Annotated in this window: 22 protein-coding genes and 1 pseudogene; 11 read left to right on the top strand and 12 right to left on the bottom strand. The window is 61.7% G+C overall.

What is annotated here, in order from left to right; translation table 11 throughout:
- Nucleotides 1-56: 56 nt before the first annotated feature.
- Nucleotides 57-1,118, bottom strand: a complete 1,062-nt coding sequence (locus M0D64_RS19505) for an HAD family phosphatase (RefSeq protein WP_266258898.1) — start codon at nucleotides 1,116-1,118, stop codon at nucleotides 57-59.
- A gap of 635 nt (nucleotides 1,119-1,753) precedes the next feature.
- Between M0D64_RS19505 and M0D64_RS19500 the strand changes: the two genes are divergently transcribed.
- From M0D64_RS19500 to M0D64_RS19470, 7 genes and pseudogenes are all read left to right on the top strand, one after another.
- Nucleotides 1,754-2,548, top strand: coding sequence for a hypothetical protein (locus M0D64_RS19500; RefSeq protein WP_171925312.1), 795 nt, complete (start codon nucleotides 1,754-1,756; stop codon nucleotides 2,546-2,548).
- A 37-nt stretch (nucleotides 2,549-2,585) separates the two neighbouring features.
- Nucleotides 2,586-4,010, top strand: coding sequence for a DUF1254 domain-containing protein (locus M0D64_RS19495; RefSeq protein ID WP_171925313.1), 1,425 nt, complete (start codon nucleotides 2,586-2,588; stop codon nucleotides 4,008-4,010).
- 28 nt (nucleotides 4,011-4,038) lie between these two features.
- Entirely contained in the window at nucleotides 4,039-5,526 is a 1,488-nt protein-coding gene (locus M0D64_RS19490; RefSeq protein ID WP_266258897.1) for a DUF1254 domain-containing protein, read from the top strand.
- Nucleotides 5,527-5,627: 101 nt separating this feature from the next.
- Nucleotides 5,628-6,599 carry a transporter gene (locus M0D64_RS19485; RefSeq protein WP_171925315.1) on the top strand — a complete coding sequence of 324 codons (972 nt, stop codon included), beginning with the start codon at nucleotides 5,628-5,630 and terminating at the stop codon, nucleotides 6,597-6,599.
- Nucleotides 6,600-6,677: 78 nt separating this feature from the next.
- Nucleotides 6,678-7,796: a BamA/TamA family outer membrane protein gene (locus M0D64_RS19480; protein ID WP_266258896.1), complete on the top strand. Its 1,119-nt coding sequence runs from the start codon at nucleotides 6,678-6,680 to the stop codon at nucleotides 7,794-7,796.
- Nucleotides 7,797-7,963: 167 nt separating this feature from the next.
- Complete coding sequence (locus tag M0D64_RS19475) at nucleotides 7,964-8,692, top strand: acetyltransferase (RefSeq protein WP_171925317.1); 729 nt, start codon at nucleotides 7,964-7,966, stop codon at nucleotides 8,690-8,692.
- Nucleotides 8,693-8,862: 170 nt separating this feature from the next.
- Nucleotides 8,863-11,215 (top strand): annotated as a pseudogene (locus M0D64_RS19470) (carbohydrate-binding family V/XII).
- Nucleotides 11,216-11,236: 21 nt separating this feature from the next.
- Here the strand turns inward: M0D64_RS19470 and M0D64_RS19465 are convergent.
- From M0D64_RS19465 to M0D64_RS19440, 6 genes are all read right to left on the bottom strand, one after another.
- Nucleotides 11,237-11,899 carry an acetyltransferase gene (locus M0D64_RS19465; protein ID WP_171927655.1) on the bottom strand — a complete coding sequence of 221 codons (663 nt, stop codon included), beginning with the start codon at nucleotides 11,897-11,899 and terminating at the stop codon, nucleotides 11,237-11,239.
- Between the two features lie 32 nt (nucleotides 11,900-11,931).
- The gene (gene vioA / locus M0D64_RS19460; protein ID WP_171927654.1) at nucleotides 11,932-13,080 is read right to left on the bottom strand and encodes a dTDP-4-amino-4,6-dideoxy-D-glucose aminotransferase VioA; all 1,149 of its coding nucleotides are present in this window, start codon (nucleotides 13,078-13,080) and stop codon (nucleotides 11,932-11,934) included.
- 46 nt (nucleotides 13,081-13,126) lie between these two features.
- Nucleotides 13,127-15,472, bottom strand: a complete 2,346-nt coding sequence (locus M0D64_RS19455) for a tetratricopeptide repeat protein (RefSeq protein WP_171927658.1) — start codon at nucleotides 15,470-15,472, stop codon at nucleotides 13,127-13,129.
- Nucleotides 15,473-15,777: 305 nt separating this feature from the next.
- A complete protein-coding gene (locus M0D64_RS19450) occupies nucleotides 15,778-16,092 on the bottom strand; it encodes a flagellar protein FliT (protein WP_171927653.1) in 315 nt (104 codons plus the stop codon).
- A gap of 3 nt (nucleotides 16,093-16,095) precedes the next feature.
- Complete coding sequence (gene fliD, locus M0D64_RS19445; protein ID WP_171927652.1) at nucleotides 16,096-17,610, bottom strand: flagellar filament capping protein FliD; 1,515 nt, start codon at nucleotides 17,608-17,610, stop codon at nucleotides 16,096-16,098.
- Between the two features lie 157 nt (nucleotides 17,611-17,767).
- The gene (locus M0D64_RS19440; RefSeq protein ID WP_171927651.1) at nucleotides 17,768-18,916 is read right to left on the bottom strand and encodes a flagellin; all 1,149 of its coding nucleotides are present in this window, start codon (nucleotides 18,914-18,916) and stop codon (nucleotides 17,768-17,770) included.
- Nucleotides 18,917-19,183: 267 nt separating this feature from the next.
- On the opposite strand from M0D64_RS19440, the gene M0D64_RS19435 reads away from it, so the two are divergent.
- On the top strand, nucleotides 19,184-20,125 hold the full coding sequence (locus M0D64_RS19435) for an aldo/keto reductase (RefSeq protein ID WP_266258895.1): 942 nt from the start codon (nucleotides 19,184-19,186) through the stop codon (nucleotides 20,123-20,125).
- A 359-nt stretch (nucleotides 20,126-20,484) separates the two neighbouring features.
- Nucleotides 20,485-20,697, top strand: a complete 213-nt coding sequence (gene rpsU, locus M0D64_RS19430) for a 30S ribosomal protein S21 (RefSeq protein ID WP_006050883.1) — start codon at nucleotides 20,485-20,487, stop codon at nucleotides 20,695-20,697.
- Nucleotides 20,698-20,827: 130 nt separating this feature from the next.
- On the opposite strand, the gene M0D64_RS19425 is transcribed toward rpsU, so the two are convergent.
- Together M0D64_RS19425 and M0D64_RS19420 are read right to left on the bottom strand one after the other, a co-directional pair.
- Complete coding sequence (locus M0D64_RS19425) at nucleotides 20,828-21,253, bottom strand: hypothetical protein (RefSeq protein WP_266238857.1); 426 nt, start codon at nucleotides 21,251-21,253, stop codon at nucleotides 20,828-20,830.
- A 148-nt stretch (nucleotides 21,254-21,401) separates the two neighbouring features.
- Nucleotides 21,402-21,998 (bottom strand): DNA-3-methyladenine glycosylase I, encoded by a 597-nt coding sequence (locus tag M0D64_RS19420; protein ID WP_171927648.1) that lies wholly within the window; start codon nucleotides 21,996-21,998, stop codon nucleotides 21,402-21,404.
- 140 nt (nucleotides 21,999-22,138) lie between these two features.
- Between M0D64_RS19420 and M0D64_RS19415 the strand changes: the two genes are divergently transcribed.
- Both M0D64_RS19415 and M0D64_RS19410 read left to right on the top strand, forming a co-directional pair.
- Nucleotides 22,139-23,020 (top strand): BadF/BadG/BcrA/BcrD ATPase family protein, encoded by an 882-nt coding sequence (locus M0D64_RS19415; RefSeq protein ID WP_154559876.1) that lies wholly within the window; start codon nucleotides 22,139-22,141, stop codon nucleotides 23,018-23,020.
- Between the two features lie 86 nt (nucleotides 23,021-23,106).
- Nucleotides 23,107-23,928: a Cof-type HAD-IIB family hydrolase gene (locus M0D64_RS19410; protein ID WP_171927647.1), complete on the top strand. Its 822-nt coding sequence runs from the start codon at nucleotides 23,107-23,109 to the stop codon at nucleotides 23,926-23,928.
- Nucleotides 23,929-24,010: 82 nt separating this feature from the next.
- Here the strand turns inward: M0D64_RS19410 and M0D64_RS19405 are convergent, their stop codons facing one another.
- The 3 genes from M0D64_RS19405 to aqpZ form a co-directional block, all read right to left on the bottom strand.
- Complete coding sequence (locus M0D64_RS19405; protein ID WP_171927646.1) at nucleotides 24,011-24,313, bottom strand: PXPV repeat protein; 303 nt, start codon at nucleotides 24,311-24,313, stop codon at nucleotides 24,011-24,013.
- A 284-nt stretch (nucleotides 24,314-24,597) separates the two neighbouring features.
- A complete protein-coding gene (locus M0D64_RS19400; protein WP_171927645.1) occupies nucleotides 24,598-25,293 on the bottom strand; it encodes a histidine phosphatase family protein in 696 nt (231 codons plus the stop codon).
- A gap of 172 nt (nucleotides 25,294-25,465) precedes the next feature.
- Nucleotides 25,466-26,206 carry an aquaporin Z gene (gene aqpZ, locus M0D64_RS19395; protein ID WP_171927644.1) on the bottom strand — a complete coding sequence of 247 codons (741 nt, stop codon included), beginning with the start codon at nucleotides 26,204-26,206 and terminating at the stop codon, nucleotides 25,466-25,468.
- Between the last annotated feature and the right edge of the window lie 70 nt (nucleotides 26,207-26,276).

The following is a 26,276-nucleotide window of genomic DNA, read 5'->3' as shown; positions in this document are numbered from 1 at the left end:
CGTGATGAAAGACCGGGAAGGCCGCAGCGAAGCGCGGCCTTCCCAACCAGCCGCCCTTAATTGGACGGCGCCGCCGCAGCCGTTGCTGTGCTATCCGTCTTGAAGACCGTCTTCCAGTCATCCTTCACATCGACGACGAGCCAGCCTTTCGCGCCGGCTTCGTCCAGACCCTTGTCGAGCTTGCCGCTTTTCGCCGTGCGATCGTACGCATACTCCCGTTCGCCGTCGGTGTGGTGCAGCAGCGCCGCGAGGCGCGGACCGTCGCCAGCCGAGGTCCATTCGAGCATCGGCACGTCGCCGTCCGCGTTGCCGAACGCGATCACCGGACGCCGGCCGATCGCGCGGTCGATGGCAAGCGGTTTGGCCGCGCCATCGACGAGCGTGTCGACTTGGGCAAGCCGGGTCAACGCTACGGCGCCGTTCGTCTGGCTGTACTTGTATTTGACGGTGCTGCCGATCACCTGCTCGGGCGGAATGCCGTACACGCGCTGCGCGATCTCACGGACGAACTCGACATCGCTGCCCGTCACCAGATAGGTCCTGAAGCCGTTGGCGCGCAGATAGGCGAGCAACTCGAGCATCGGCTGATAAGCGAGGTCGGCGTACGGGCGATTGAAGCGCGGGTCGCTCGCGGAGTCGAACCATTCGTGCACGAGCGCGGCGAATTGATCGCTGGTCATGCCGGCATGCGCCGCCGCCAGCAGCCTCATCGAACCGGCGTCGCCGCTCGCCGCGATGCTCTTCAGATTTCCTTTCAGAATCGAGCGGAACGGGTCCTGCCGTTTCCATTCCGGATGCCGGCCGGCCACCGTCTTCACCCGTTGCAACGCGAACACCAGTTGTACCGAGGCGGGTTGCTCCGGCCACAACGTGCCGTCGTTGTCGAATACGGCGATCCGGTCGGCGCGCGGGATGAAGTCTTTCGACTCTGGCGTCGTGACCAGCGTGACGAAATCGACAATCGAGCGTTTGCTCGCAGTATCGTTCCACGACGCGAGAGTTGCGGCGGTCGACGCGCCGGTCGGCGACTCGCTTGCGTCGTGGTGCGGCGTAACGGTACAAGCTGAAAGAACCATAACGGTCAAAGCAATGCAGTACCGGTGCATCGTGCGAATCATAAAAGCCTCATCAAAAGCGGTGGGTCAAACTTTAAGCGAGCGCAAGTCTAATGGGACACGGCGCTTGTTGCAGCCCATTTTGTTGCTTTTTTGGACGACGGCGTGAATGCCGGTAATTGTCAAATGGCGTATGCCGCTATGCAGCTTTTTATGCAACAAGCAAACAAATGCTCAACGTAGTGGCAAAAGTGTGGAATAAGAATGGCGGCCAAAATTTAACTCCGTCCGAAATTGCGTAGATTTCTATCGCGTTACAAATTTATCTCTGTAATCTCCTGAAACGTTTGCTACTATTCCGCCACAACACTCCCGGATTGTGAATTTTTTACCTCCGCATGCGTCGTTTGGTGCGGCGTCTCTTGAGTCTGAAAGGAGCGTCCATGCAAGCCCTGTATCCGGCCGTACCGTCTTTCCAGCTTGCTCGAAAGACTTAGTGCGAATTAATCGCGCATCTTATCCGCTTTGCATATTTCCCCGGTTGCGCGTGGCCACCGGGTGAGGTGAACTTACGCCTGCGATTAGTTTGCGTTAGTTCGACCTAATTCGAAAATACGAATGCCATTGCTCCTGCTTTATTTGCATCGGGCAAAAGAATGCGTTCGCCTATAAGAAATGCCCATAGACGAGGTGCGCGAATGGGTTGTAAAAGCGTGGTTGGGTCGGTAGCGTTATACGCCGCCTCGGTGGTGTTGTCGCCGGCGTTCGCTCAGGCATCGGCCGACGAAGCCAATAAGAGTAATAACCCGCTTAATCTGGCCGCCTCATTCAACATCCAGAATTACTACACGCCGAGCGTGTTCGGCGCGAGCGCACACACCAACGATCTGCTCTTGCGCCCCACCGTGCCGATCGGCCCGAACAGCCTGATCGGCGTGCCGGAAATTTTCCGCGCCACGGTGCCGGTCAGCACGCGGCCCGATCCAAGCGGCGGCTATAACACCGGCCTCGGCGACCTGAATCTATTCGACATCTTCCTGCTCTCGCAAGGCGACGTGCAGGTCGGCGTCGGCCCGCTCGTGACGATGCCGACCGCCACCGACCCGAGCCTCGGCACCGGCAAGTGGCAGGCCGGTCTTGCCGCGGTCGCCGTCAGCGCGACGAAGGCGCGGCTCCTCGGCGCCCTGGTGCAGTGGCAACACTCGTTCGCGGGACAAAGCAGCCGGCCCACCACGCAATCGCTCACCGCGCAGCCGTTCGGCATCTTCAACCTGCCGGGCGGCTGGTATATCCGCTCGACCGGCACCTGGACTTTCGACCTGCAGCATGGCAGCTATTACATCCCGGTGGGTCTGGGTGCGGGCAAAGCGTGGAAAGGCGGCTCGACCATCTACAACGCGTTTATCGAGCCGCAATACTCGGTAGCGCATTCAGGCGCCGGCGTGCCGAAGTTCACCATCTTCGCCGGGCTGAACATGACGTTCGGCAAATAAGCACAAAAAACTGAGTACAGAAACAGAGGACTTAACCATGACCTTATTCAAACGCCTGCCGACCTGCGCAGTCATCGCGGCCTTGTCACTGATCACGTTACCGCATACGCAAGCCGTCGCTCAAGCGAGCGCCCCCACGGCGGCGACAGCGGCCGTCACCGCCTCGCCTGAAGAAGCGCGCGCGATCGCCAAAGACGCGTTCCTCTACGCGTATCCGATGCTGTTCAACTACAAGACGCTTTATGAGCAGGCGCTCGATTCCAGCTCGAAGTCTTATGTGGGCGGCTTCGGCAAGTTCCGCAACTACTCGCATCCGTACGGTCCTGAGAACAAGGACATCGTCACGCCGAACAACGACACGCCGTACTCGTGGGCGTGGCTCGATCTGCGTCGCGAGCCGTGGGTGCTGACGGTGCCCCCGGTGCCGAAAGAGCGCTACTACGTCTTCCAGTGGATCGACCTGTACACCTACAACTTCGCGTACGTCGGTTCGCGCGCCACGGGCAACGGCGCGGGCCACTATCTGTTCGCCGGCCCGAACTGGCACGGTGATACACCCAAGGGCATCGACAAGGTGTTCCGCTCCGAGACGGACCTGATCCTGACGCTCGGCCGCACGGCGCTCAACGGCGCGAGCGACGTCAAAAACGTCGAGGCGATCCAGAAGCAATACAAGCTCACGCCGCTGTCCGCCTTCGAACATACGGCTGCGCCGCCGCCCGTCGCGAAGCTCGATTTTCCGAAGTGGGATGAAGCGAAGGCGACTTCGGTCGACTTCATCGCCTATCTGAACTTCATGCTGCAGTTCACGCAGCCGCCGGCGCCGTCCGAGCAGGAATTGATGGCGCGCTTCGCGAAGATCGGCATTGCGCCGGGCGCGCCGTTCGATCCGGCCACCGTGACGCCGGAAACGCGCGCCGCGCTCGAAGCCGGTGTCGCAGACGGCAAAGCCGCATTGGCCGACGCGGAAAAACACACCACTGGCTCGTTCAGCCTGTTCGGCAGCCGTGCGGATCTGAAGGACGACTACACCACGCGCGCCGTCGCGGCGGCGATGGGGATTTACGGCAATACCAAGGAAGAAGCGGTGTACGTCGGCACACGCGTGAACGGCGAACGCGCGCAACTGCTCGGCTCAGAGCCGTACGTGCTGCACTTCGACAAGAAGGACTTGCCGCCCGCGAAATTCTTCTGGTCGATGACGCTGTACGACCTGCCCGCGCGCCATCTGGTTGCGAATCCAATCAACCGTTACTCGATCGGCGATCGCACCAAAGGCCTGAAGTACGGCGCCGATGGCTCGCTGGATATCTACGTGCGGAACACGTCGCCGGGTGCGGACAAGACGTCGAACTGGCTGCCGGCGCCCACTGGTGCGTACACCCTCGTCATGCGCATCTATGGCCCGGATGAGAAGGTGCTCGACGGCGACTGGAAATTCCCCGAGCCCCAAAAGCGCTAAGCCGCGCATGGACGAACCTGAGGACAATATGAATAAGAAAACAGCGACATGGGTCACGGCCGCCGTGCTGGCGTCGGTTGCTGCACCCATTCTGGCGAAGACGCAGCAGGACCAGCCTGCCCACGCAACGGCCACTATGGCGTCCGTGCCGGGCCCGGTGGCCGGCTACGCGATCTCTGAAGAATACGCACGATTGGTAGCGCGCCAGACCTACTTCTGGGCGTGGCCGATGGTGAACGTCTACGGCCGTCTGCTGGCGATGAAGCAGGTCCCACAGCCGGGTCTGAACGGCGGCATCGTGCCGGTTGCGCCGCCCAATCATCTGTCGATGCTGCGCGACTACATTCAGCCGCAGGAGCGATTTGTTGCGTGTCCGAATCAGGACGTGGTCTACGGCTCCTCGATCCTCGATCTGAATCAGACGCCGGTGGTCGTGCAGGTGCCCGATTTTGGCAAACGCTTCTGGGTCTATCAGGCCGTCGATCTGCGTACCGACGGTTTCGCGAGTCTCGGCAAGATGTACGGCACACGTCCGGGCTTCTATCTCCTAGCGGGCCCTGACTGGCACGGCCAGGTGCCGAAGGGCATCCGCCAGGTGTTCCGCTCGTCGACCGGAGTCGGCAGTTTTATTCCGCGCGTTTTCATGGACGACACGCCTGAAGATCGCGTGGCTGTGCAGTCGGTGATTGCGAAGGTTGGCCTGTATCCGCTCGCCGAGTACGACGGCCAGGTCAAGGAGACCGACTGGTCGAAGCTGCCGAGCTTCGGCGAGGCCGGTGGTGCCGCGGGCGGCAACGCCGAAGAGATCAAGTGGGTCGATCCAAACCGCTTCTGGGACATGCTGCCCACCGTGCTCGACGAGACGCCGCCGCAACGCGGCGAAGAGGCGCTCTACGCGCAGGCGCGCGCATTGATCGTCGCGGCGCAGAAGGATCCGGCAATCAAGACCGCGATTGTTGAGGAAGGGACGAAGGCCGAAGCGGATCTGGTCACGCCGCTGTTCAACTTCAACACCTTTGGCAAGCGGCTGCCGGCGAACTGGAACACCATCAGCAACGGCGCCGCGTTCGGCACGGACTACTTCACACGCACGGCGGTGGCGAAGTCGAACATCTTCGTCAACAAGCCTAACGAGACCAAGTATTTCTACGCCGACGCAGACGCATCCGGTCAGCGTCTCGATGGCAACGCACGCTACACGGTGACGTTCGCCAAGGATCAGTTGCCTCCGGTCAAGGGGTTCTGGTCGCTGACGCTGTACAACTCGCATCACTTCTTCTCGCCGAACCCGCAGAACCGCTACTCGCTCGGCACCAAGAACAAGGACCTGAAGTTCAATGCGGATGGCTCGTTGACGCTCTACGTGCAGAAAACGAGTCCCGGTGACGACAAGGTCTCCAACTGGCTGCCGGCGCCCGCCAATGAAGCGTTCTCGCTGTATGTCCGCGCCTATTGGCCGCAGCAACCGGCGCTCGACGGCAGTTGGACGCCGCCGCCGGTCAAGCGTGAACCGTAAGAAAACACGCCGATATGCACGCGTGCGGCTTGCCGCCGCGGTGTGTCAAAACCTTGTTTCGCAAAGTGGAAGTGCGGAAAGTTAATTTCATGAGGATGACTATGAGTCGCACAAACCGTTTGTCCGCAAGCCGGTCACTCGCCAGGTTGTGCACGGGTGCGCTTCTTACCACCGCCGGCGTGGGTCTTTCGCAACAAGCGTGGGCTACTGAAGGTGGCGTCGGCAGACCGATCACCGGCATGCAGGTCACGCCGTACGCAGGCGTGGTGCCGCCCACCAGCGACTGGATCGTGTCGGCCAACACGATTTACTACGAAGGCTCGCTCGGTGCGAGCAAGACGATCCCGATTGCCGGTACTGTCACCGCCGGGCTCGACTATTCGATCGTGTACACGCTCGTGAATGCGATCAAGACCTGGGGCATTACGGCGGGCGGCTGGAACTTCGCTTCTTCGTTCGGCGTACCGATCCAGTACACCGACGTGTCGTCGTTTCATGGCCGCTTGCCGAACGATCATGGCACCCAGTTCGCCGACCTCTTCTTCACGCCGGTGGTGGCCGGCTATCACCTGACCAGAACCGACCACATCGCGTTGAGCCTACAGATCTATGCGCCGACCGGCGCGTACACCTCGAGCCGCCTCGCCAATGCCGGGCAGAACACGTGGACCTTCACGCCGACGGTCTCGTACACGAAGCTGTTCCCGAAAGAAGAGATCGAGTTGTCGTTGAACTATGGCGTCGAGTTCTATACGCCGAACGGCGACACCCACTATCACAACGCACCGGTCAGCGTGCTCGACCTGCTCGCGCTCAAGCGCTTTGGCGGCGGCTGGGGTGTGGGCGTGGTGGGCGGCTATATCCAGCAGATCGGTCATGATAGCGGCGGCCTGGCCGATGCCACCGGCGGCAATCAGGGGCATTCGGTGGGTATCGGGCCGATGGTCACGTGGTCTGGCAAGGTCCAAAAAACGCCGGTGTCGGCGTCGCTGCGTTGGGTCAACGAGTTCAACGTCAGCAACCGGCCTAAGGGGAATGCGGTCGAACTGTCGATTAGTGCCACCTTCCAGTAACGGAGCATGCATCTGGTGATCCGTCGCTCCTCGTGTGTGCCGTTTCCCGTCGACGCCGCTCCACCGAGCGAGTCCGAGGTGCCCCGCAGACGATCGCTGCGCGCCTCGGCGGTGGTCGCGGCGTTGCTGCTCGTGTCGGTCCACGGCCGCGCGGCGTCGAAATTCACCGATCCCGAAGACGGTGCTTTCGACTTGAGCAATCTTCTGCTGACGCATAGGGGCGTCTTGCCTGTGCCGACGCTGATCACCGAGCCGGCGGTCGGCTACGGCCTGGGCCTCGGCCTGCTCTATTTCTCGCTGCCGACGAAAAGCGCCGATGCGCCCGACGACGCCAAAGTGCCGCCGAACATCACCGGCCTCGGCGGCTTCGTGACCGGCACGCATAGCTGGGGCGCGGGGCTGATGCACTTCCACACCTGGGACGACGACCACATCCGCTATCTCGGCGTAATTGGCAAGGTGGGGCTGCATCTGAATTACTACGGCATCCAGAACCAGCCGCGCGCCTATCAGCTCGACGGTATCGCGCTCGTGCAGCAGTTCCTGTTCAGGCTCGGCAATAGTCACTGGTATGTCGGCCCGCGCTATACCTTCTTCGACGCGAGCACGCGTTTCGACGCGAGCGTTCCGGCGGGGATTCGCGAGTTCGAGAGAGATCAGCGCGTCGCCAAGGGCGGCGTGGTGGTCGACTACGACACGCGCGACAACATGTTCTATCCGTCGAGCGGCACCTATGCGGAGCTGGAAGCCGACCTCGCGCGTGGCGGCCTCGGCAGTTCCACCAACTTTCAGGAGCAGACGGCACGCGGCTACCAGTGGATTCCGCTGTCGAAGAGCTGGGTGCTCGGCCTGCGTGCCGACACCGGCTTCTCGCAAGGAAACATTCCGTTTTTCGCGCAGCCGTATGTGTCGCTGCGCGGCGTGTCCGATGCGAAGTTCCAGGACAACAACCAGCTTACCGCGGAAGCCGAAATTCGCTGGAACGTCACGCCGCGCTGGTCGGTGCTCGGCTTCGGCGGCGTTGGTAAAGCCTACGGCCATCTGCATTCATTTTCGGATGCACCCACCGCGTTCGGCTTCGGCACAGGGTTTCGCTATCTGATTGCTCGCAAGCTCGGCGTGACGATGGGGATCGACGTCGCGCACGGGCCCGGGCAGAACGCGTTTTATGTGCAGGTGGGCAGCGCATGGCGGTGACTCGTGAAACGTGGTTACGCATCGAACTGGTCGTGAAATGCGGCCCTAATCGGCGAAGTGCGCCGCAGTGCTCGCCGATATGCTGTTCATGACCATCGTCGCCATTCGCGACCTCAATGTTGAGGCGTGGCCGGCGACGCGATGCGAACCACCTTTTGCGGACCATCATGAACGTAACCACCTCAGACGACTTTATCGGAGTTCAACCCCAACACCCCTTTTCGAAGGCCTTTATCGTGCTCGGGTATCGGGATGGATCGATCTCGACGATCCCGAACAACTTCTTTCGTGACTGGCTGGATGAAGAAGCGAAGGTTGGGACCTTCTCGATTGGCAAGTGTTCGGGAATCGGTGTCGGCTCGATCGCCAAATATGATGCCGGGTTGCAAAAGCTTGTAGTCGGAAAGTTCGTCGCGGGTGGCTTGAGACTGAAGTTCCTGCTGAATGGGCAACACGACATGCGGACGATTTCAACGTCGATGCTTAGCGTTTACGGCAGTGGGCTAAACAACGTCCCACCGCCTCAGTACGGCGACACGGTTATTCGCAACGACGTATGGATCGGCGACGAAGCGATGTTTCTTGGCGGTTCCACGATTGAAAACGGCTGCGTTATCGGTGCAAGAACCGTGGTGCCGCCCAATTTCAAAAGTGAACCCTATGGCATCTACGTGGGTAGCCCCGCACGCCTTGTTCGATTCCGTTTCTCCGAGCGCATCCGCGAGAAACTTCTTGAACTTGAATGGTGGGACATGTCGATGCCCTGGCTGCAAAAAAATAATGACCGCTTCCTCGTTGACCTGACGGCAGACGAGGGGCGGTCGATGGAAATCCTGACCGAGTTGTTGCGCGCAAAAAACGAGTCCGGCAAGGCGATGGCCGCGACGAAGACTTGATGCATCAGCACCGGGCAGGATGGCATTGCTTGATATGGAGGTCACGCTGACGGCGAGCAGGAGCGAATTCGCATCCTTGCCGATCAGCGGGCTCGGTTGACTTGCCGACCGGGGCCGCTGCGTCTGATGACCGGTCTATCCCGCCGTCAATGCTCATGGAGCGATGCACAATGAAAACTACGATGAAGCGATCCTTGCTGTTGCTTGCCGGCGTCTGCACGTCGCTTGCGGTGACAGTCGCTACGCCCGGGCAGGCGCTTGCCGCGGCCGCCGTGCAGCCGCTGCCGACGGCCTGGCCGCGCGACTTCGATAGCGCGCAGCAGCGCATCGAGTTGTATCAGCCGCAGGTGGAAGTGTGGCAGGGCAACCGGATCGAAGGGCGCGGCTTTTGCGGTCGGTGCGAAGAGCGCCACGCCCAACTACGGCGTCGCGCATTTCACCGCGCGTGCTGAAGTCGACAAGACCAGCTCGACTGTTCAACTGCTCGATATCGTCATCGACCAGGTCGATATGCCGGCCACGCCGGGTGCCGCGGCTGGGGTGAAAACTGCCTTGCAGGCACGCATCCCGAAAGACGGCCTCACCACATCGCTCGAACAGTTGCAGGCCAGTTATGCCAGCACCCACGAAGGCAGTGAACCCGGCCTCGCGGTGCAGAACAACGTACCTCACATCCTCTTTGCTGAACGCCCCACGCTGCTCGTGCTGGTCGACGGCGACGCGAACTGGCGTGCGCTCGGCGACACGCACTATCAACGGCTGATCAACACGCGGGCGATGCTGCTCAAGGACGCGAGCGGCACGCTGCATCTGAATGCTGCGGGCTACTGGTACGAGGCGACATCGCTCGACGGTCCGTGGCATCTGAACGCAGCACCGCCGCATGAGCTGGTCGCCGCGGCGAACAAAGCGCAAGCAAATCTGAAGTCCGACCCGCTGTTGCCGGCCGACGGCAAGAAACCGGCGCAGGCGCCGGACGTTGTCGTCGCCGCGCAGCCGGCCGAGCTGGTGGTGACGACCGGCAAGCCCTCGCTGCAACCGGTGAAGGGCGCGAATTTACTCTCCGTCGCCAACGCCGACCACGCGCTGTTCGTCGAGCCGCGCGACAACCATTACTACTTGCTTCTGTCTGGCCGCTGGTTTGCCGCAGCGGGCCTGAATGGACCCTGGACCTTCGTCGACGGCAAGAGCTTGCCCGCCGATTTCGCGAAGATCGCTGCCGACGACCCGCACGCGAACGCGCTCGTCTCCGTGCCTGGAACGTCGCAGGCCAAAGAAGCGGCGATCGCCGCAACCATCCCGCAGACAGCGACCGTATCGCGCAAGTCCACCACGCTGAAGGTGGTCTATGACGGCACGCCGAAGTTCGTGGGCATTGCCGGCACGTCGCTTTCGTATGCGGTGAACACGGCGACGCCGGTGATCCAGACGGCGCCTACGCAATTCTTCGCGGTCGCCAACGGGATCTGGTTCACCGCGAGCGCGGCAAGTGGCCCGTGGCATGTCGCCGATACCGTGCCGGCTGCGATCTATACGATTCCGGCGGCTTCGCCCGTGCATTACGTGACCTACGTCCACGTCTATTCGGCGACCCCGGATACGGTGGTGGTCGGCTATACGCCGGGCTATATGGGTGTCGTTGTCAACGCAGACGGTACCGTCGTGTACGGCACCGGCTATGTGTACGCGCCGTACGTCGGCGAGGTCTACTACGGCTATCCGGCCACCTATGGCTACGGCGCGGGCTTCGCGCTCGGCACGACGATGGGCTTTGCCTTCGGCTTTGCGATCGGCGCCACGTGGGGCGCACCGTCGCCATACTGGGGACCGTATTGGGGCGGCAGCTGGCAATACGCGAACGTCAACCAGGCGAATATTTACGGCCGCTGGGGAGGGCAGGCCACCGTGACCCACGCGAGCGGCTGGAACGGCTGGACCGGCAACAGTTGGGCGGGAACGTCCGTGTCCGGTTTCAATCCGTACACTGGCGCTCATTACCAGGGGAGTCGTGGCGCCGTCGAGAACGCGTACAACGGCAACTACGCGGCCGGACGGCAAGGCTCGTTCAGCGATCCGTCGACGGGACGCAGCGGTGCGGGACGTAGCGGCGTAGTGGGCAACCAGGGCACCGGCGATTACGCGGCGGGCGGGCAACGCGCCGGCTACAACGCGCAGACCGGCCGCTACGGCGTGGCCGAAGCGGGCGTAACCGGCAACACGAATTCAGGCGATCATCAGGCGGCCTCGCGCGGCGTGGTGGGCAACAAGAACACCGGTAATGCGGTCGCGTGGAACAACGGCAATGTGTATGCGGGTAGTAATGGCAACGTCTACAAGCATGACCAGGGCGGCGGCTGGGAGCAGCACAGCGCCAACGGCTGGCAGCCGGTTCAGCCGAGCGCCAGCCAGACCCAGCAGCTCGACTCGTTAAAGCAGGGGCATGATCTGGGGAATGCCAGGGCGAGCGGGCAGTTTCAGGGGCGTGCGGCTGGCGGGGGCGGTGGGGGGCGGTTCAGGAAGTGAAGCGGGGGCGGCAGATTCTGACTAAAGATATTTGTCGCCCTGTTGGCGATCCCGGACCTTCTTCGCGGGGTTTCCGTACGTCACCGAAAAAGCATCGACCGCTTTCAGAACGATTGATCCGGCGCCGACCACGCTGTGTTCGCCAATCGTGATTCCATGGCGCAACACGGCGCCGATGCTCACGGCGGCGTGGCTGCCGACGCGGCAATTGCCGCCGGTGGTCACGCCGGGCGCCAGGCTCGAAAAATCTTCCATGACGCAATCGTGGTCGAGCGATGCCTTCGTGTTCACAACGCAGAACCGACCCACGCGGCAGTCGGCATTGATAACGGCGCCCGCCATGACGACCGTGCCGGCGCCGATGCGTGTCCCCTTGCCGACGCTGGCCGCCGGGTGGACTGCGCTGACAAATGGCAAGTGCGGACAGGCGTCGGCCACTTTGGCCGCCACGTTCGCGCGAACGTTGTTATCCCCGATCGCTATGATCACGCCCTTCAGATCGTGCTCGGCGGTCAATCTCGCCAGATCGGATTCACCGCCAAGAACCGGATAGCCGAGGGTTTCTTCGCCAACCGCCCGAAAGGCGTCGATGAGGCCGGCGATCCGGTAGGACCCCTGCTTTTCAACGATGTCGATAACGACTTTGGCGTGGCCGGAAGACCCGACCAGCACGATGTTTTGCATAGCATGCATCCCGCTTTTAAGACCGGCTCAATTCATTGAATGCCGGCGACGATGCTGACAATGCGCTCAACCTGTACCGGGTTCAGATCGGGATAGATCGGCAGACACAAGATCCGTTTCGACGCCGCGCTGGCGGCGCTCAGATTGTCCTTATGCGACGACGGCAGGCCTCGATACATCGGGAATTCAGAAATCAGCGGGTAGAAGTAGCGACGCGCATAGATATCGTGTTGCTTCAGGTGGTCATAAAGCGCATCACGGCTGATCGGAAAGTTATCTTCGACCTGAACGGGAAAGTACGCGTAGTTCGCGACTTTTTCGCCCGCGTCCGACAGGCAGCGAATGCCGGGCACGTCAGCCAGCAGCTCGCGATACTGCGCGTCGACCATCTTGCGTTTTGCCAATGCGTTATCTATGTGCTGCAGTTGCAGAAGCCCAAATGCAGCATTGATTTCGCTCATCTTGCCGTTGATGCCGGCGGCCACAACGGTCACCTCATCGACGAAACCGAAGTTCTTCAGATGGTCGATACGCTGCTTCGTCTTCGCATCCGGGCAGATGATCGCGCCGCCTTCGAACGTATTGAAGACTTTGGTGGCGTGGAAACTGACGATCGACAGATCGCCATGCTTGAGCACGCTGCCCTCTTCGGTCTGCACGCCGAACGCGTGCGCGGCGTCGTAGATGACCTTGAGGTTGTAGTTATCGGCGATCTTCTGGATGGCTTTCACATCGCAGGGATGGCCGTAGCAATGCACCGGCATGATCGCGGTGGTTTGCGGCGTGATGGCCGCTTCGATCTTCTCCGGATCGAGATTGAGCGTGTCCGGGTCGACGTCCACGAAAACCGGCTTGATGCCGTTCCACAGGAGCGAATGCGCGGTCGCTGCGAACGAGTAGGGCGTCGTAATCACTTCGCCATTGATGCGCAACGCCTGCAGTGCTGTGACGAGGGCTAGCGTGCCGTTCGCGAACAGCGCGAGGTGCTCCACGCCCAGATACTCGCAGAGCGCTTTTTCGAGTTGCTGGTGGAACGGTCCCCCGTTCGTGAGGATCTTGCTGTTCCAGATCTTTTCGAGGTACGGCATGAACTCGGCCAGCGGCGGCAGATGCGGCTGGGTCACATAGATGCGTTCGTCGTCCAGCGACGCGATCGCACGAAGAGGAGCGCTTGAGCCCATGGTTTCCTCGCTACTGTTTTTTAGTCCGGGTCACGGATGGCGGCCGTTATGCGGTGTGAACCGGGTCGCCGCTTGCTGCTTGCGGGTCGTGCGCGCTGAAGGCGGCCGGTGCGAGATCGTTGCACCAGCGCTGCCACATCGTGCGGAATGCGCGTGAAAGGCTTTTTGCGACAACTTCCGGCTGGAACGGGGGCGACTGCATGCAGCGATCCCGCAACGCCGTGCGAATGCTGGCGAGTGCAGGGATGTCGGAGGCCAGCTTGACACCCTTTGCCACGAAGTCGTCTGCGTCTTCGGCCGCGAACGCGTCGAGACCTGAATGAGCGAGCCATGCCGTCGCTGCCCGGCTCGCCATGGTCTTGCCGACTATCGTCAGCGTGGGCACGCCCATCCACAACGAGTTCAGAACGGTCGTCGAACCGGTATAGGGAAAGGTGTCGAGACAGATGTCGACCTGGAAGTGCTGTTGCAGGTAGACCTCTACTCGCGAACGCGTACGGAAAGTCAGGCGTTCCCGTGAAATCCCTTCGTTGACGAACCAGCTGATGAGATTTTCATCGCCTTCATCGCCGGTCATCGAACCCAGCACCATTCGGGCAGTGGGCAACTCGCGAAGCAACCTCGCCCACACGGCGATTACGTCGGGGCGCAACTTGTTCTGCCGGTTGAAACTGCCGAACGTGATGTAGCCGTTATGCATGGCCGGCAGGATGTTGACAGGCGGCGCATTCTTGTCCGGCTGAAACGGCCCGATGGAGGCGAGATGCACGAGCTTCTCGGAGAACTGCTGCTCGATGTCGCCGAACGGCGTAAAGAAACGGTCGCTCAGATAGTAGTCCATCGCGTCGAGACCGGTCGTCGCGGGGTAGCCGATCCAGCTGACCTGAATTGGCGCGGGCTTGCGCGCAAACGCCTGCAGCCGGTTACGGCCGGTATGCCCGCTCAGGTCGATCAGGATATCGATCTTGTCGGCCCGAACCTTGGCGGTGAATTGCTCGTCCGTCATGCCGGAAATCATGTTCCATTCGTGCATCTGGCTGCGCATCCACTGCGTGTAATCGTCCTCAAGCACATGGTTGGAATAGACATGGAGCTGCAGGCTCTCGTCTTTCGCGAGCGGCTCGATGATCGGCATCAAATAGGATGCGACCGCATGCCGGAACAAGTCGCCGGATACGATTCCAACCTTTAACTGGCGATGGGGCGCGCGGCTATTCGTGTGACGCTGCTTCGGCAAGCGCAGCGATGCTTCATGAATCCGGGCAAATTCGCGATGTTCAGCGTAGATTTGCTCCGCGGCGATGTTAGGGTTGTGCGCGATGGTGAAGAGCAAATTGCTGCGCGTCGGTGCAATTTTGGGATCGAGCTCAAGCGCGCGGCGAAAGCATAGTTCGGCCTCGTCCGTAGCGCCGGCGTTAAGCAACACGACGCCCAGCGTGCTATGCGACTCCGAGTAATCGGGCGCGAGTTCGGTTGCGCGACGGCACTCAGCGATCCCTTCGCGGGTGCGGCCCAAGCCGGCGAGCACCATGCCAAGGATACGATGACCTTCTGAATGGTCCGGATGCAGTTCGAGCAGTTTTCTGCACTCGGCTTCTGCATCGGCATAATGACCAAGCAAGCGCAGCAAGTCGGCCAGCGCCTTCCGAACTTCGGAATCGTCGCTACCAAACTTGATGGCGTTTCTCAGGGGTTCGGCGGAATCGCTGTATAGGGCGGCTTTATGAAGCGCGATACCGAGGCAACGCCAAGCGAGACCGTTCGTTGGAAATCGTTCCGTCAGGCTTCGTCCGAGCTTGACGGCGTCCGGAACGTGGCCCTTGGCGAAAAGCGTGTTGAAGCGGTGTATTTCCTGTGGGGTGGGGCGGCGCGTATCGAGTGCTGCCGTTGTGGCATCCGAGGTGTCCCGATCTGTCGAAATGACCACCGTCGTAGTGAGTTCCGGCGAGGCAACGACCGGCGTGACCGCAGCGGTGGCGTACACGGCAGTGCCGTGCGCCATGCGCGTAATCAGTCCGTCGACTGCTGGCCCCTTCAATCCCCTTTGCTGCCCCATTTCCAGCGCCAGCCAGGCCGCCTGGGTTTGGTCCGCATCGATCAACGCGTTGATGTACGCAACCCAGAATTGTCCATTGTTCGGCGCGCCGCCGAGCGCGGCTTCCAGGTGTGGCAGGGCCTCGACAGGACGACTGCGCTGCACGTACAGCACGCCGAGGTTGTACTGCACGTCGGCGTGGCTGGGCGTGGCTTCGAGGATCGCCTTATACAGCGCTTCGGCGTCGTCGAACTCTTCCTTGTGGTGATGCGCCAGCGCGGTTTGCAAAACCAGGGCGATGTCATGCTCGAACTGCTGTTCGGGCGTCAAGGGTTCAGCGGTCGGCTGCTCGTGCAGGAGAGTCATGGTGTCAGCGCAGAATGGTCTATGACGGAAATTGTGCGACGGGGAGGGCGTTTCCGATGCGCGGAGATGACGGTGAAAAAGCCGCCTGTTTAGCGCATGGAGAGGGGGGCGTGAGGACGAAAGCCAGAAAAAAGCCCGCACGAGGCGGGCTGAGGGAACGAGCGCGCCCTCACTTCAGCGCGTAGTTCTTATTGTCTGGTACTGCAGTTCAGTGCTGCTGCGCCTTTTCGGCGGGTCGATCCCGCGGTTCGGCCTGTTCGGTTCGGCAAGGAGCGGTCGCCGGACCTTTCGCCCGCTTACAGCCGGGCCACCCGCTGATATTCGCCGGCGGCCTTGGTACGGCCGATCGCCGCTTCGAACTCAATGTGCAGTTCGTTCTTGGTGGTTTCCGCATCGGCGAGCAGCGATTCGTCGATCGCCTGGATCCGGCGGATCATTTCCAGCGCAACGGGTTCCTGATCCGCCGACAGCGACATCAGCAGCGGCGAACGCGCTTCGGTCAAACGGGCCGCTTCCGGCCAGTCGGCGAGCGAAGCCGCCTGTTCGATTTCCCGTGTAATCGAAAGCAGACGTTCGACCAACTCCGACTGGTTCATTTGGATCGGATCCATGGCTTAGCCCTTGTTGGTCGCCAGTGCGCCGGCACTGTTGGTGCCGCCGAACAGGGCGGTCAGGTACTGCGAATTGTTGTTCATCGTCGCCATCAGCGTGTTCAGGGCGGTGAACTGCGCCTGATACTGACTCGTCAATTGCGCTGTGTAGTCGGCGAGCGCCGTTTGCTGCGTGGTGATGCTCTTCAGGTCGGCGTTCAGCGCGGTATTGCGCGTATCGATGATGCCGCCGGTCTGCGTGAAAGTGGTGATGCTGCTGTTCAACTGCTCGGCGATGCCGTTGGTCGAGTTGAAGAGCGAGGCGACCGTTGCCGGGTTGGCCGTCAGTGCGGTGCTCAGTGCGGTGTTGTCGACCACCATCGTGCCGTCCGCCGGGTTGTCTTTCAACGTGATGCCGATCGATGCCAGCGTGGTGCCGGTGCTGCCCGAGCCCACCGAGCCGCCCACGATCGAGGCCAGCGTGTTCTTGATCGTCTGCAGCGTCGAGTCGCCCAGCAGTGGGCCTTGTGACGACGATCCGGAGCTGAACGACGTGAGCGTGGACATCGTCGTGACGACGGTGTTGTAGAGGCTGACGAAGTTGTTGATCGCGGTGCTCTGCGACGTGGTGTCCGTCGCAATGGTCAGCGTCTGCGTGGTGCCCGCGGATGCCGCTGTCAGGTTCATCGTGACGCCGGAAATGGCGGTCGTCACGGAGTTGGTTGAGCTGCTGGCCGCGATCCCGCCGACCTTGAATTCAGCGTCCTGAGCAAACCCGCTTTGCGTCCAGGCACTGCTCGAATTCGCCGACGTGATCGACGATTGGCCACCCGTGGTGCTGGCGGTCGAGGTCACGCCGAGGCTCGACAGGCCGGTGTCGGACGTGACATTGCTGGTCGAGACGTTGATGACGTTGGCGGCGCCCGTGTTCGCCCCGCGCAGCACGAGGTGAGCGCCGTCCGTGCCGGTCACGATGGTCGCCGTGACGCCGGGGTTGCTGCTGCTGGCATTGATTGCGGAAGCGATGCCGGAGAGCGTGTTGTTAGTGCTGTCGACGTTGATGTTCATCGACTTGCCGCCAAGCGAAACCGTCAGCGTGCCGGTGCCGAGTTGCGTGGTGGCGCCGAAGGCCGCCGAGGACAAAGCCTGCGAACTGGCGATCTGCGTCACCGCGACCGAGTAGCTGCCGGCCACGGCGCCCGCACCGGCTGTCGCCGTCAGACCGGTGCCGCTGGCGGTTGCCGAGAAAGTCGACAGCGTGGTGCCGTTGGCGAGGTTCGTGATGCCCGACTGCAACGCGCTCAGCGCGGAGCTCAGGGCACCGTATGCGGACAACGTGGTGTTATCCGAGGTTTGTCGTGCCGACAGAGCCGCGGTTTGTCCTGCGGTCTTCGCGTTCACGAGTGCCGTAACGAGCGTCGACACGTCCATCGACGAGTTGCCGGTCGAGCCGCTGATGATCGATTGAGCGGCCGACTGCAGCGCCGCGTTGGCAGCGGCGGTTGACGCAGCAGTAGACGTTGTTGAGATCGAGGACATGCAGAGGCTCCGGGCGTCTGGAAATCTGTATTGGGTGGTGCGCGATGCTACATCACTTGGTGATGGGAATGCACAGCGGGAGGCGAGCCTCCCGTTGTTTGGAACCCGGAGATGCGCCGCATTGACGCGCGGCGCATCACCGTTACTGCGTCAGCTCTTAACCCAGGAGCTTCAGAACTTGCTGCGGGTTCGAGTTAGCTTGCGCCAACACCGAGATACCAGCTTGTTGCAGCACTTGCGCCTTGCTCAGGTTCGCCGTTTCTTGTGCGAAGTTGGCGTCCGTGATTTGCGATTGTGCCGACGACAGGTCGGTCGACTCAGCTTGCTGCGACGTCGAGATTGCGGTGAAGCGGTTTTGCGCGGCACCCAGCGATGCTTGCAGGTTGTTGACGGTCTGCAGTGCATTGTCGATCGAGACCATTGCTTGGTTCGCGCCAGTGACATTGCTGATGTCCAGGTTCGAAACCGTCGGCGGGCTGTTGATCGCGTTGATCTGTGCGACTGCCGAAACCTGAGCAGCGGAACCTGCACCTGCCGTCGTCGTTGCACCAGCCTGGAGTGCCAGAGCCGTACCTTGCGTGCCCGTACCTGCCGTTGCGCCTGCGCCGAAAACTGCGGCTGCGACCGTCGCTGCAATACCCTGGTTGTTTTGATCGGTGAAGGTGTAACCGCCCTTGCCGTCCGACAGCACGTTGATTGCTGTGATTGCCGGGCTGGCAGCCGTCGTGTAAGCACCCGCCGAGTCCACGCTGAGCGAGACCGTGCCGACGGTTTGACCCGTTTGCACCAGGCCGCCACCGATCTTCGCTGCCGACATCGATTGGCTCAGGTTCAGGCTGATGGTCTGGCCAACGTTCGCGCCGACCTGGAACGTCAGGCTGCCTGCCGAGCCGTCCAGAATGTTCGTGCCGTTGTACGTCGTTTGCGACGCGATACGGTTCACTTCAGAGATCTGCGCCGACACTTCCTTCTGCAGTGCTGCCTGGTCGCTCGACGACAGCGAACCGGTCGATGCTTGCACGGCCAGCTGACGGATACGTTGCAGGCTGGAGGTCAGCGACGACAGTGCGCTCGATGCGGTTTGAACCATCGACACGCCGTCATTCGCATTCGACACGCCCTGGTTCAGGCCGTTGATCTGCGTTTGCATACGCGTCGAGATCGCCAGACCTGCTGCGTCGTCAGCCGCGCTGTTGATGCGCTTGCCCGACGACAGACGGGTGATGGCTTGCGAAAGGGCGCTTTGCGAGCCATTAAGGTTTTGCTGTGCAACCAGCGAGTTGATGTTGCTATTGATTCCGAGCATGAAAATCTCCTAAATAAGCCTTGAGCCCAATACGCCACGTTGGCATCGGCGGAAGCACTCGTTCATTGCTGGCCGCCTCAGTGAAGGTTGACGGCGCGTCTAAAAAAAACTTGAGGAACTTTGTGCAATAACGATCCAATTGTTTTTCGGGCCGGTTGGGCTGCGACCCGTCTGTAAGCCGCTTGCAGCCTTGTTCGGGACATCCGCTGCAGGTATTGAAAAGACGGCGTATTCTCCTTTTCTCTTGTGACAAACCCTGGAGAAATCATGCAAAAGCGCCGGATTGGACGTTCCGAATTAGAGGTCGCGCCGCTTATGTTCGGTGGCAATGTATTTGGCTGGACGGCCGATGAAGCGACCTCGTTTTCGATCCTGGATGCATTTGTCGATGCGGGGCTCAACTTTATCGATACCGCCGATGTCTATTCCGCGTGGGTGCCGGGTAACCAGGGTGGCGAATCGGAAACCATCATCGGCAAGTGGTTCAGGCAGAGCGGCAAGCGCGACAGAATCGTGCTTGCCACCAAGGTTTCGAAGCACCCGCAGCGCGCGGGCTTGTCGGCGGCGAACATTCAGGCGGCCGTGGAGGATTCGCTGCGGCGCTTGCAGACCGACTACATCGATATCTATTTTTCTCACGACGACGACACCGAAACGCCCCTGGCCGAAACCCTCGGCGCGTATCAGAAGCTGATCGAGGCGGGCAAGGTGCGGGTGATCGGCGCGTCGAACTACAGCGGCGCGCGCGTCGAGGAAGCGCTCGCCGTGTCCCGCCAGCACGGGCTGCCCGAGTACCAGTTGTTGCAGCCGGAGTACAACCTGTACGACCGCGCGGAGTATGAGCGTGACATTGAGCCGGTGGCGCTCGCCAATCAGCTCGGCGTGGTGGTGTACTGGAGCCTTGCAAGCGGCTTTCTGTCCGGCAAGTACCGTTCGCAGGCCGATCTGGCCAACAAGGCGCGTGCCAGCCGGGTCGAGAAGTATCTGAACGAGCGCGGTTTGCGGATTCTGGACGCGCTCGACCGGGTCGCCGGGCGGCACGGCAGCACGCCGGCCACGGTCGCGCTGGCATGGCTGATCGCCCGCCCGAGTGTAACGGCCCCAATTGCCAGTGCGACCTCGGTCGACCAGCTCAAAAGCCTGGCCGCCGCCGTCCATCTGATGCTGACCGGTGCCGATATCCGTGAACTGGACGAGGCGAGCGCCTGACCCGCGCAGGAGACCTGGCGCGATCGCTAAACCCCTGGTAGGATGGGGAGTTTCCTGATATCATCGGGAGTGAATTGAGATCTTTGCCTGTTTCGTCAATGTTTTTCATTGATGAAAGGTTGGCGAAACGGCAGCAGACGCGGCATATGCGTTACGTCTGTCCGCGTTCCGCGGTGAACTCCCCACCTCTCTTTTCCGGCCTCCGTGGCCGTTATGCCTCTCGTTTCATTCGTGGTTTGGCCGGGATTTTTCCCGCGTTTGCCTGTTACTGGCCATGAATCGGAACGACCGGAGGGCCGGCGCGTGAGCGGTATCCGCCACGCAATTTACCCCTATCAAGTGATTGAGTTAGGAATTACATGACGACGATTCTTCTGAAAGAAAACGAGCCGTTCGAAGTGGCGATTCGCCGCTTTCGTCGCGCAATCGAAAAGAATGGCCTGATCGCAGAACTGCGTGAGCGTCAATCGTACGAAAAGCCGACTACGGCACGTAAGCGCAAGAAGGCTGCTGCTGTGAAGCGCCTGCACAAGCGCCTGCGCAGCCAGATGCTGCCGAAAAAGCTGCACTAAGCACGTTTTTTCGCGCTGTATTTAGCGCACTGCACGCCGAACGGCGGTGTGAGCTTCGAAAGAAGCCACATCGCCGTTTTGCTTTTGGGGAGTCGATTTACGTTGGGCTTTGCCGCCGTACCGAGGCTCGTTACGCGGCGCTCTTCAGGCGCTCGGCGGACAGGCCGAATTGCCGGGCAATCGAGCTCAGACGCTCATGCCATTCCCACGTGCCGAACACGTCGTGCACGTTCTGCAGGCAACTCAGCAGAGCGATTGTGGCCGGGTCGTACACATTGAGGCGGGCGCGCAGGAGCGCCTTTTTGAGCGCAGAGATGCCGGCATCCATATAAGCAGGCACCTCGATGGCCGCCTTGCCGATGTAGCGCACCGGAACGCCTTCCATCGCGGTCATATAGTCGTGCGGCTTGATGAAGCTGCCGACCGGGCAGCCACCGCAGTAGCCGCGGTATGCGCCGCCGCCGCGCGGCAGCAAGGCGGCGCGTTTCTGGCCGAGCAGATGGTCCACGGCCTGATCGAAAATCTCCTGATGGGTCAGGAAGCTAAGGGTTTTCATGGTTGGTCTCCCATGCGTTACGCAGCGTTTATTCGTTGTTCGAGCGCATGAACGGCAGTATCGGACACGCGCCAATTAACGAAACCCGGACTAGCACGGCGAAAAGCCTTCAATTCCCGGGTTTGGCTCGTTTGCCCTTTATGCAGCGTCAACCGGCCTTGCGATTGCGTCCCTTCTTGCCGAGCGCCGCGCATCGCGCGCGGCACATGCAGCTTCCCTCGTGGTCGTTCACCATGCCGACCGCCTGCATGAACGCATAGCAGATTGTCGAGCCGACGAACTTGCAGCCGTAGCGCTTCAGCCCCTTGCTGAGCGCGTCCGAAATTTCGGTCGACGCAGGCGCCTGTTTATACGTTGCCCAATCGTTCTGGATGGGCGTCTGATCGACGAACGACCATACGAAGTTGGCGAACGAACCGTGCTCGGCCTGAATCTGCTGCACGGCGCGCGCGTTGGTAACGGCCGATTCGATCTTGCCGCGATGACGCACGATACTTTCGTCCAGCACCAGCGCATCGACATGTTTGGGCGTAAAGCGCGCGACCTTGTCGATGTCGAAGTCGGCGAACGCGCGGCGATAGCCGGTTCGTTTGTTGAGAATCGTCGACCATGACAAACCTGCCTGGGCGCCTTCCAGTACAAGCAGTTCGAACAAATGCTGATCGTCGCGCGAGGGCACGCCCCACTCGGTGTCGTGGTAGTGTGCGAGCGCTTCGCTCGATACCCAGTTGCATCGCTGTGTCACTTTCGCGCTCCCGCGTTGTCATGTCGTCCGTCAGCATAGCGGAAGCCGTGCGCGCCGCAAGCCGGCCATTCGGCCGATTGCGGGATTGAAACTGACCTGCCACGCTATGCCTTATTCACCACCTGAACTCACTCGATTCGATGAATAAAGACCTCTTTCTGATCGGCATTGACGGCGGCGGCACTGGTACACGAGTCGTACTCGGCGACGCGCAGGGCCGTGAACTGGCGCAGGCGGCGAGCGGGCCCTCGGGGCTGGGCCTCGGCGTGGAGCGCGCGTGGCAGGCCATTGAGGCGGGCTGCGCCGATGCATTTGCACGTGCCGGCGTGCCGCTGGACTGGGCGCGCTGCGTACTCGGTTGCGGGTTGGCAGGGGTCAACAATCGCGACTGGCTGGCCGCGTTTCGCGCGCAGGCGCCGGCGGTTGCCGGGCTCGCGGTGGAAAGCGATGTGTACACCACCTTGCTTGGTGCGCACGGCGGCGCACACGGCGTGGTCGTCGCGCTTGGCACCGGCAGTCAGGCGGCCGTGCTTGACGGCAATGGCGACTGCCGAACTGCCGGCGGCTTCGGTTACCCGTCGGGCGACGAAGCGAGCGGCGCCTGGCTTGGGCTACGAGCCATCGTGTATGCCCAGCAAGCGCTCGACGGCCGTGTGCCCAATGACGATCTGGCGCAGGCGCTGCTCGCCCACACCGGCGCACATGACAGCGACAGCCTCGTGGTCTGGCTGTGCGAAGCTAATCAGACCGCTTATGCGAGGCTCGCGCCGATCGTCATTGCGCATCGCACGCATCCGTTCGCAGCGCATTTGCTCGATGAGGCCGGCGTGGAGGTGGGCAAGATGATTGCCGCGCTCGACCCTTCAGCGAGCCTGCCGGTCGCGCTGTGCGGCGGTCTCGGGGCACCCTTGCGCGAGTACGTGCCGCAGATCTATCAAGCCCGCTTGCGCGAGCCGTTGGCGGACTCGGCACACGGCGGTTTGCAATTGGCGCAGCGCGAAGCGGCTCGCATCGGCGGTTGAGAATCGTCTGGCGCGCCGGGTGTGATCTCGCGGATGCGCGCGCAACGGTAAAATGCGATCTTTGACGCTGCCCGGCTGCTCACACTATGTATAAAGTCATTGCCACGGATCTCGACGGCACGCTGCTCAACGCCGATCACCAGGTGGACCCGTTCACGATCGCCACCGTGCGTAAGCTGGAAAGCGATGGGCTGCACTTCGTGATCGCCACGGGGCGCCACTACTGCGACGTTGCGGGCATTCGTGACCTGCTGGGCATCAAGGCGTACCTGATCACGTCGAACGGCGCGCGCATTCACGCGCCGGACAACACGGTGATCCACGCCGACGACCTGCCGCCGGCCATCGTGCAGCGGCTGGTGCAGCCGGAAATCGCCGGCGCGCACGGTCGTGTGATCGTCAACCTGTTCGCCGACCAGGCGTGGTTGATCGACCGCGATGCGCCGGATCTGCTGAAATTCCATCAGGATTCCGGCTTCACCTACGAGGTCACCGATTTGCCGAAGCACGACGGCGTCGACATTGCCAAGGCGCTCTACATCGGTGAGCCCGCCGATCTCGCGCAAATCTCGGCCAACCTGGCGCGCGAATTCGGCGACGCGCTGTACGTCACCTATTCGCTGCCGGATTGCCTGGAGGTGATGACGTCGAACGTATCGAAGGGGCGTGCTTTGCAGATCGTGCTCGAGCGCCTCGGCGTCGATGCCTCGCAATGCGTGGCGTTCGGCGACAACATGAACGATATCGACCTGCTGGAGACAGCCGGCCATCCGTTCATGATGAACAACGCCAATCCCGATCTCATCACGCGTCTGCCGAACGTGCCGCGCATCGGCAACAACTTCGAAGCGGGCGTCGCGCAGCATCTGCGCAAACTTTTCTCGCTCGACGGCGAACTGATGTCCTGAAAACGGACCGGCCCGCATCCTCTTTCGCGGATGCGGGCCGGTTGTTCGCGGTCCTACGCGACCTTACGAGCCAACGCTACGATCAGCCGTGCCATCCGCCATGGCGATCGCCACGGTCATCGTGACCCCAGTGGCGGTCGTTGTGATCCCAGCCGCGGTTATCCCGGTGGTCGTCGCGATAGTAGCCGCCGCGGTCGTAGCGATGGTCCCAGCCGCCGTTGCCGTAGTACACCGGCTGCGGCGCTGCGTAGACGGGGGCAGGCTGGGCATAAACCGGCACGCCGAGCGACAGTCCGATATTCAGATCCGTATGCGCTTGCGCGACACCGCATGCGCCCGCCGCGAGTCCGGCAGCAACCAGCAAGTGAGTGACGATGCGTTTCATGTTGTTCTCCTGTGAGGCGACGTATGTTTGTCGCACAGGACCAATCTACGCATTCCGGTCGCGGGTTAGTGAGACGAGATGTTACGGACTGCAAGCATCGTCGCAGGGTTTGAAAGGCGGTAGAAGGAACCTTCGAACGCAACGCGCGACACGTGCTTTCCGCCCGAAGCCCCGTCAATAAGGTCTCCAGGCTCCTTAGACCGAGCCGGCGTCCAGTTCCCGCCGCCTATTGCCGCAATTGGACGGCCGCGCTCGTAATCACGGCTTACATCTGTATTACCCAATTAATCAGCGGAGCCAGCGGAAGCACCCGCCGCAGCCGCGGAAGGCGCTCCCGGCAGTGCCGCGCATGGGCAATCCGCAGCGCGGCCGTTCAGTCCCTGACGGTCAAGCTTGAACGTAGCGTGGGCCGTGCCGTTTTGCCAGTTGAGGCGAACGACATAAATACTGTCGAAGTCGTCGCTTTGCCAGTTGGGGACATCGGCGGCATTGCCGCCATGCGTGCTCATCATCTGGCGCAGCAACTTCACGATCAGCTTGTGCTCCCACGCAACGACAATCAGCTTGCTGCGATTGGCGGGATTGACGAGCGCTGTACCGAGCTGGTCGATCTGGGCGAAGCCGTACGGGGTTTGCACCGGCATCTGGAACTGGATGGCGGTTGGCTCGATGGTCGCCAGCGGCCGGACATAGTAATAGGGATGGCCGCTGTCGTCCTTTTGCTGGCCGGGATCGGGCGCGTAGATCGCATCCGGCTTGCCGAACTTGGCGGCGATCACTGCCGGCAGGGCCAGCGACCGGTTGAGCCCCTGACAATCGAGCTGGCCGTAACCCTTGGCGGGCTTCTCGCCGTGGCGCACGAATACGAGCGTTTCGGTATTGCTGTCCGCCGCATGGGCCGCGGGTAACACCAGTACGCCTGCACACAAACCGCCGATGGAGAGTGCGACGCCATGCAGGAATCCGCGGAAACGGGTCATCGGTAGCACCTGTGCGAGCTTGGGAAGTCGCACGATTCTAGCAGCGGGTTATCGGCGGGCCACGGGCCGCGCGCATTGTGCGCAAAACCGAAACGGGCGCTGTAGCGCCCGCTTTGACTGCCTGGAATATGCACATCCGAGCACACCCGGACACACCCGGCGCACTCGCTGATCAGTCGAGCGCCAGTTCCTGCGAATTGCTGCGGCGGCTTTCGGCGACGAACGGGTACAGCACGCCTGCGATCACCGCGCCGATAATCGGTGCGACCCAGAACATCCATAGCTGATCGACCGCTGCGCCGCCGACGAACAGCGCCGGACCGGTGGAGCGCGCCGGGTTGACCGACGTGTTGGTAACCGGAATCGAGATCAGGTGAATCAGCGTCAGGCACAGGCCGATGGCGATCGGCGCGAAACCAGCCGGCGCGCGCTTGTCGGTCGCGCCGAGGATGACGAACAGGAAGAAGCCGGTCATCACCACTTCGCAAATGAATGCGGCCGCGAGCGAGTATTGGCCCGGCGAGCGCTCACCGTAGCCGTTGCTGGCGAAACCGCTGGCAACGAGGTCGAAGCCAGGCTTGCCCGAGGCGATCAACGACAGCACCAACGCACCCAGCACCGCGCCGATCACTTGCGCGACGATGTACGGCAGCAGGTCGCGGGCCGGAAAGCGGCCGGCGACGGTCAGGCCGACGCTCACCGCCGGATTCAGGTGGCAGCCGGAGATGTGGCCGATCGCATACGCCATTGTCAGCACAGTGAGGCCGAATGCGAGCGAGACGCCCACGAAACCGATACCCAGGCCGTGGACCGGGCCGGCGAAGTTAGCGGCGAGGACGGCGCTGCCGCAGCCCCCGAGCACGAGCCAGAAGGTGCCGAACAGCTCGGCAGCAAGGCGCTTTGACAACTGCATGATTTGTAATCCTAAAATGTTTGACGCTTGGAGTGGCATGAGTGCTAAGCGCAGGTGCATGCCATTGAGC

Origin of the sequence: Paraburkholderia sp. WS6 (assembly GCF_030464835.1) — a bacterium.
Taxonomy (GTDB): Bacteria; Pseudomonadota; Gammaproteobacteria; order Burkholderiales; family Burkholderiaceae; genus Paraburkholderia; species Paraburkholderia madseniana.
This window is presented reverse-complemented; position numbering and strand designations above follow the sequence as displayed.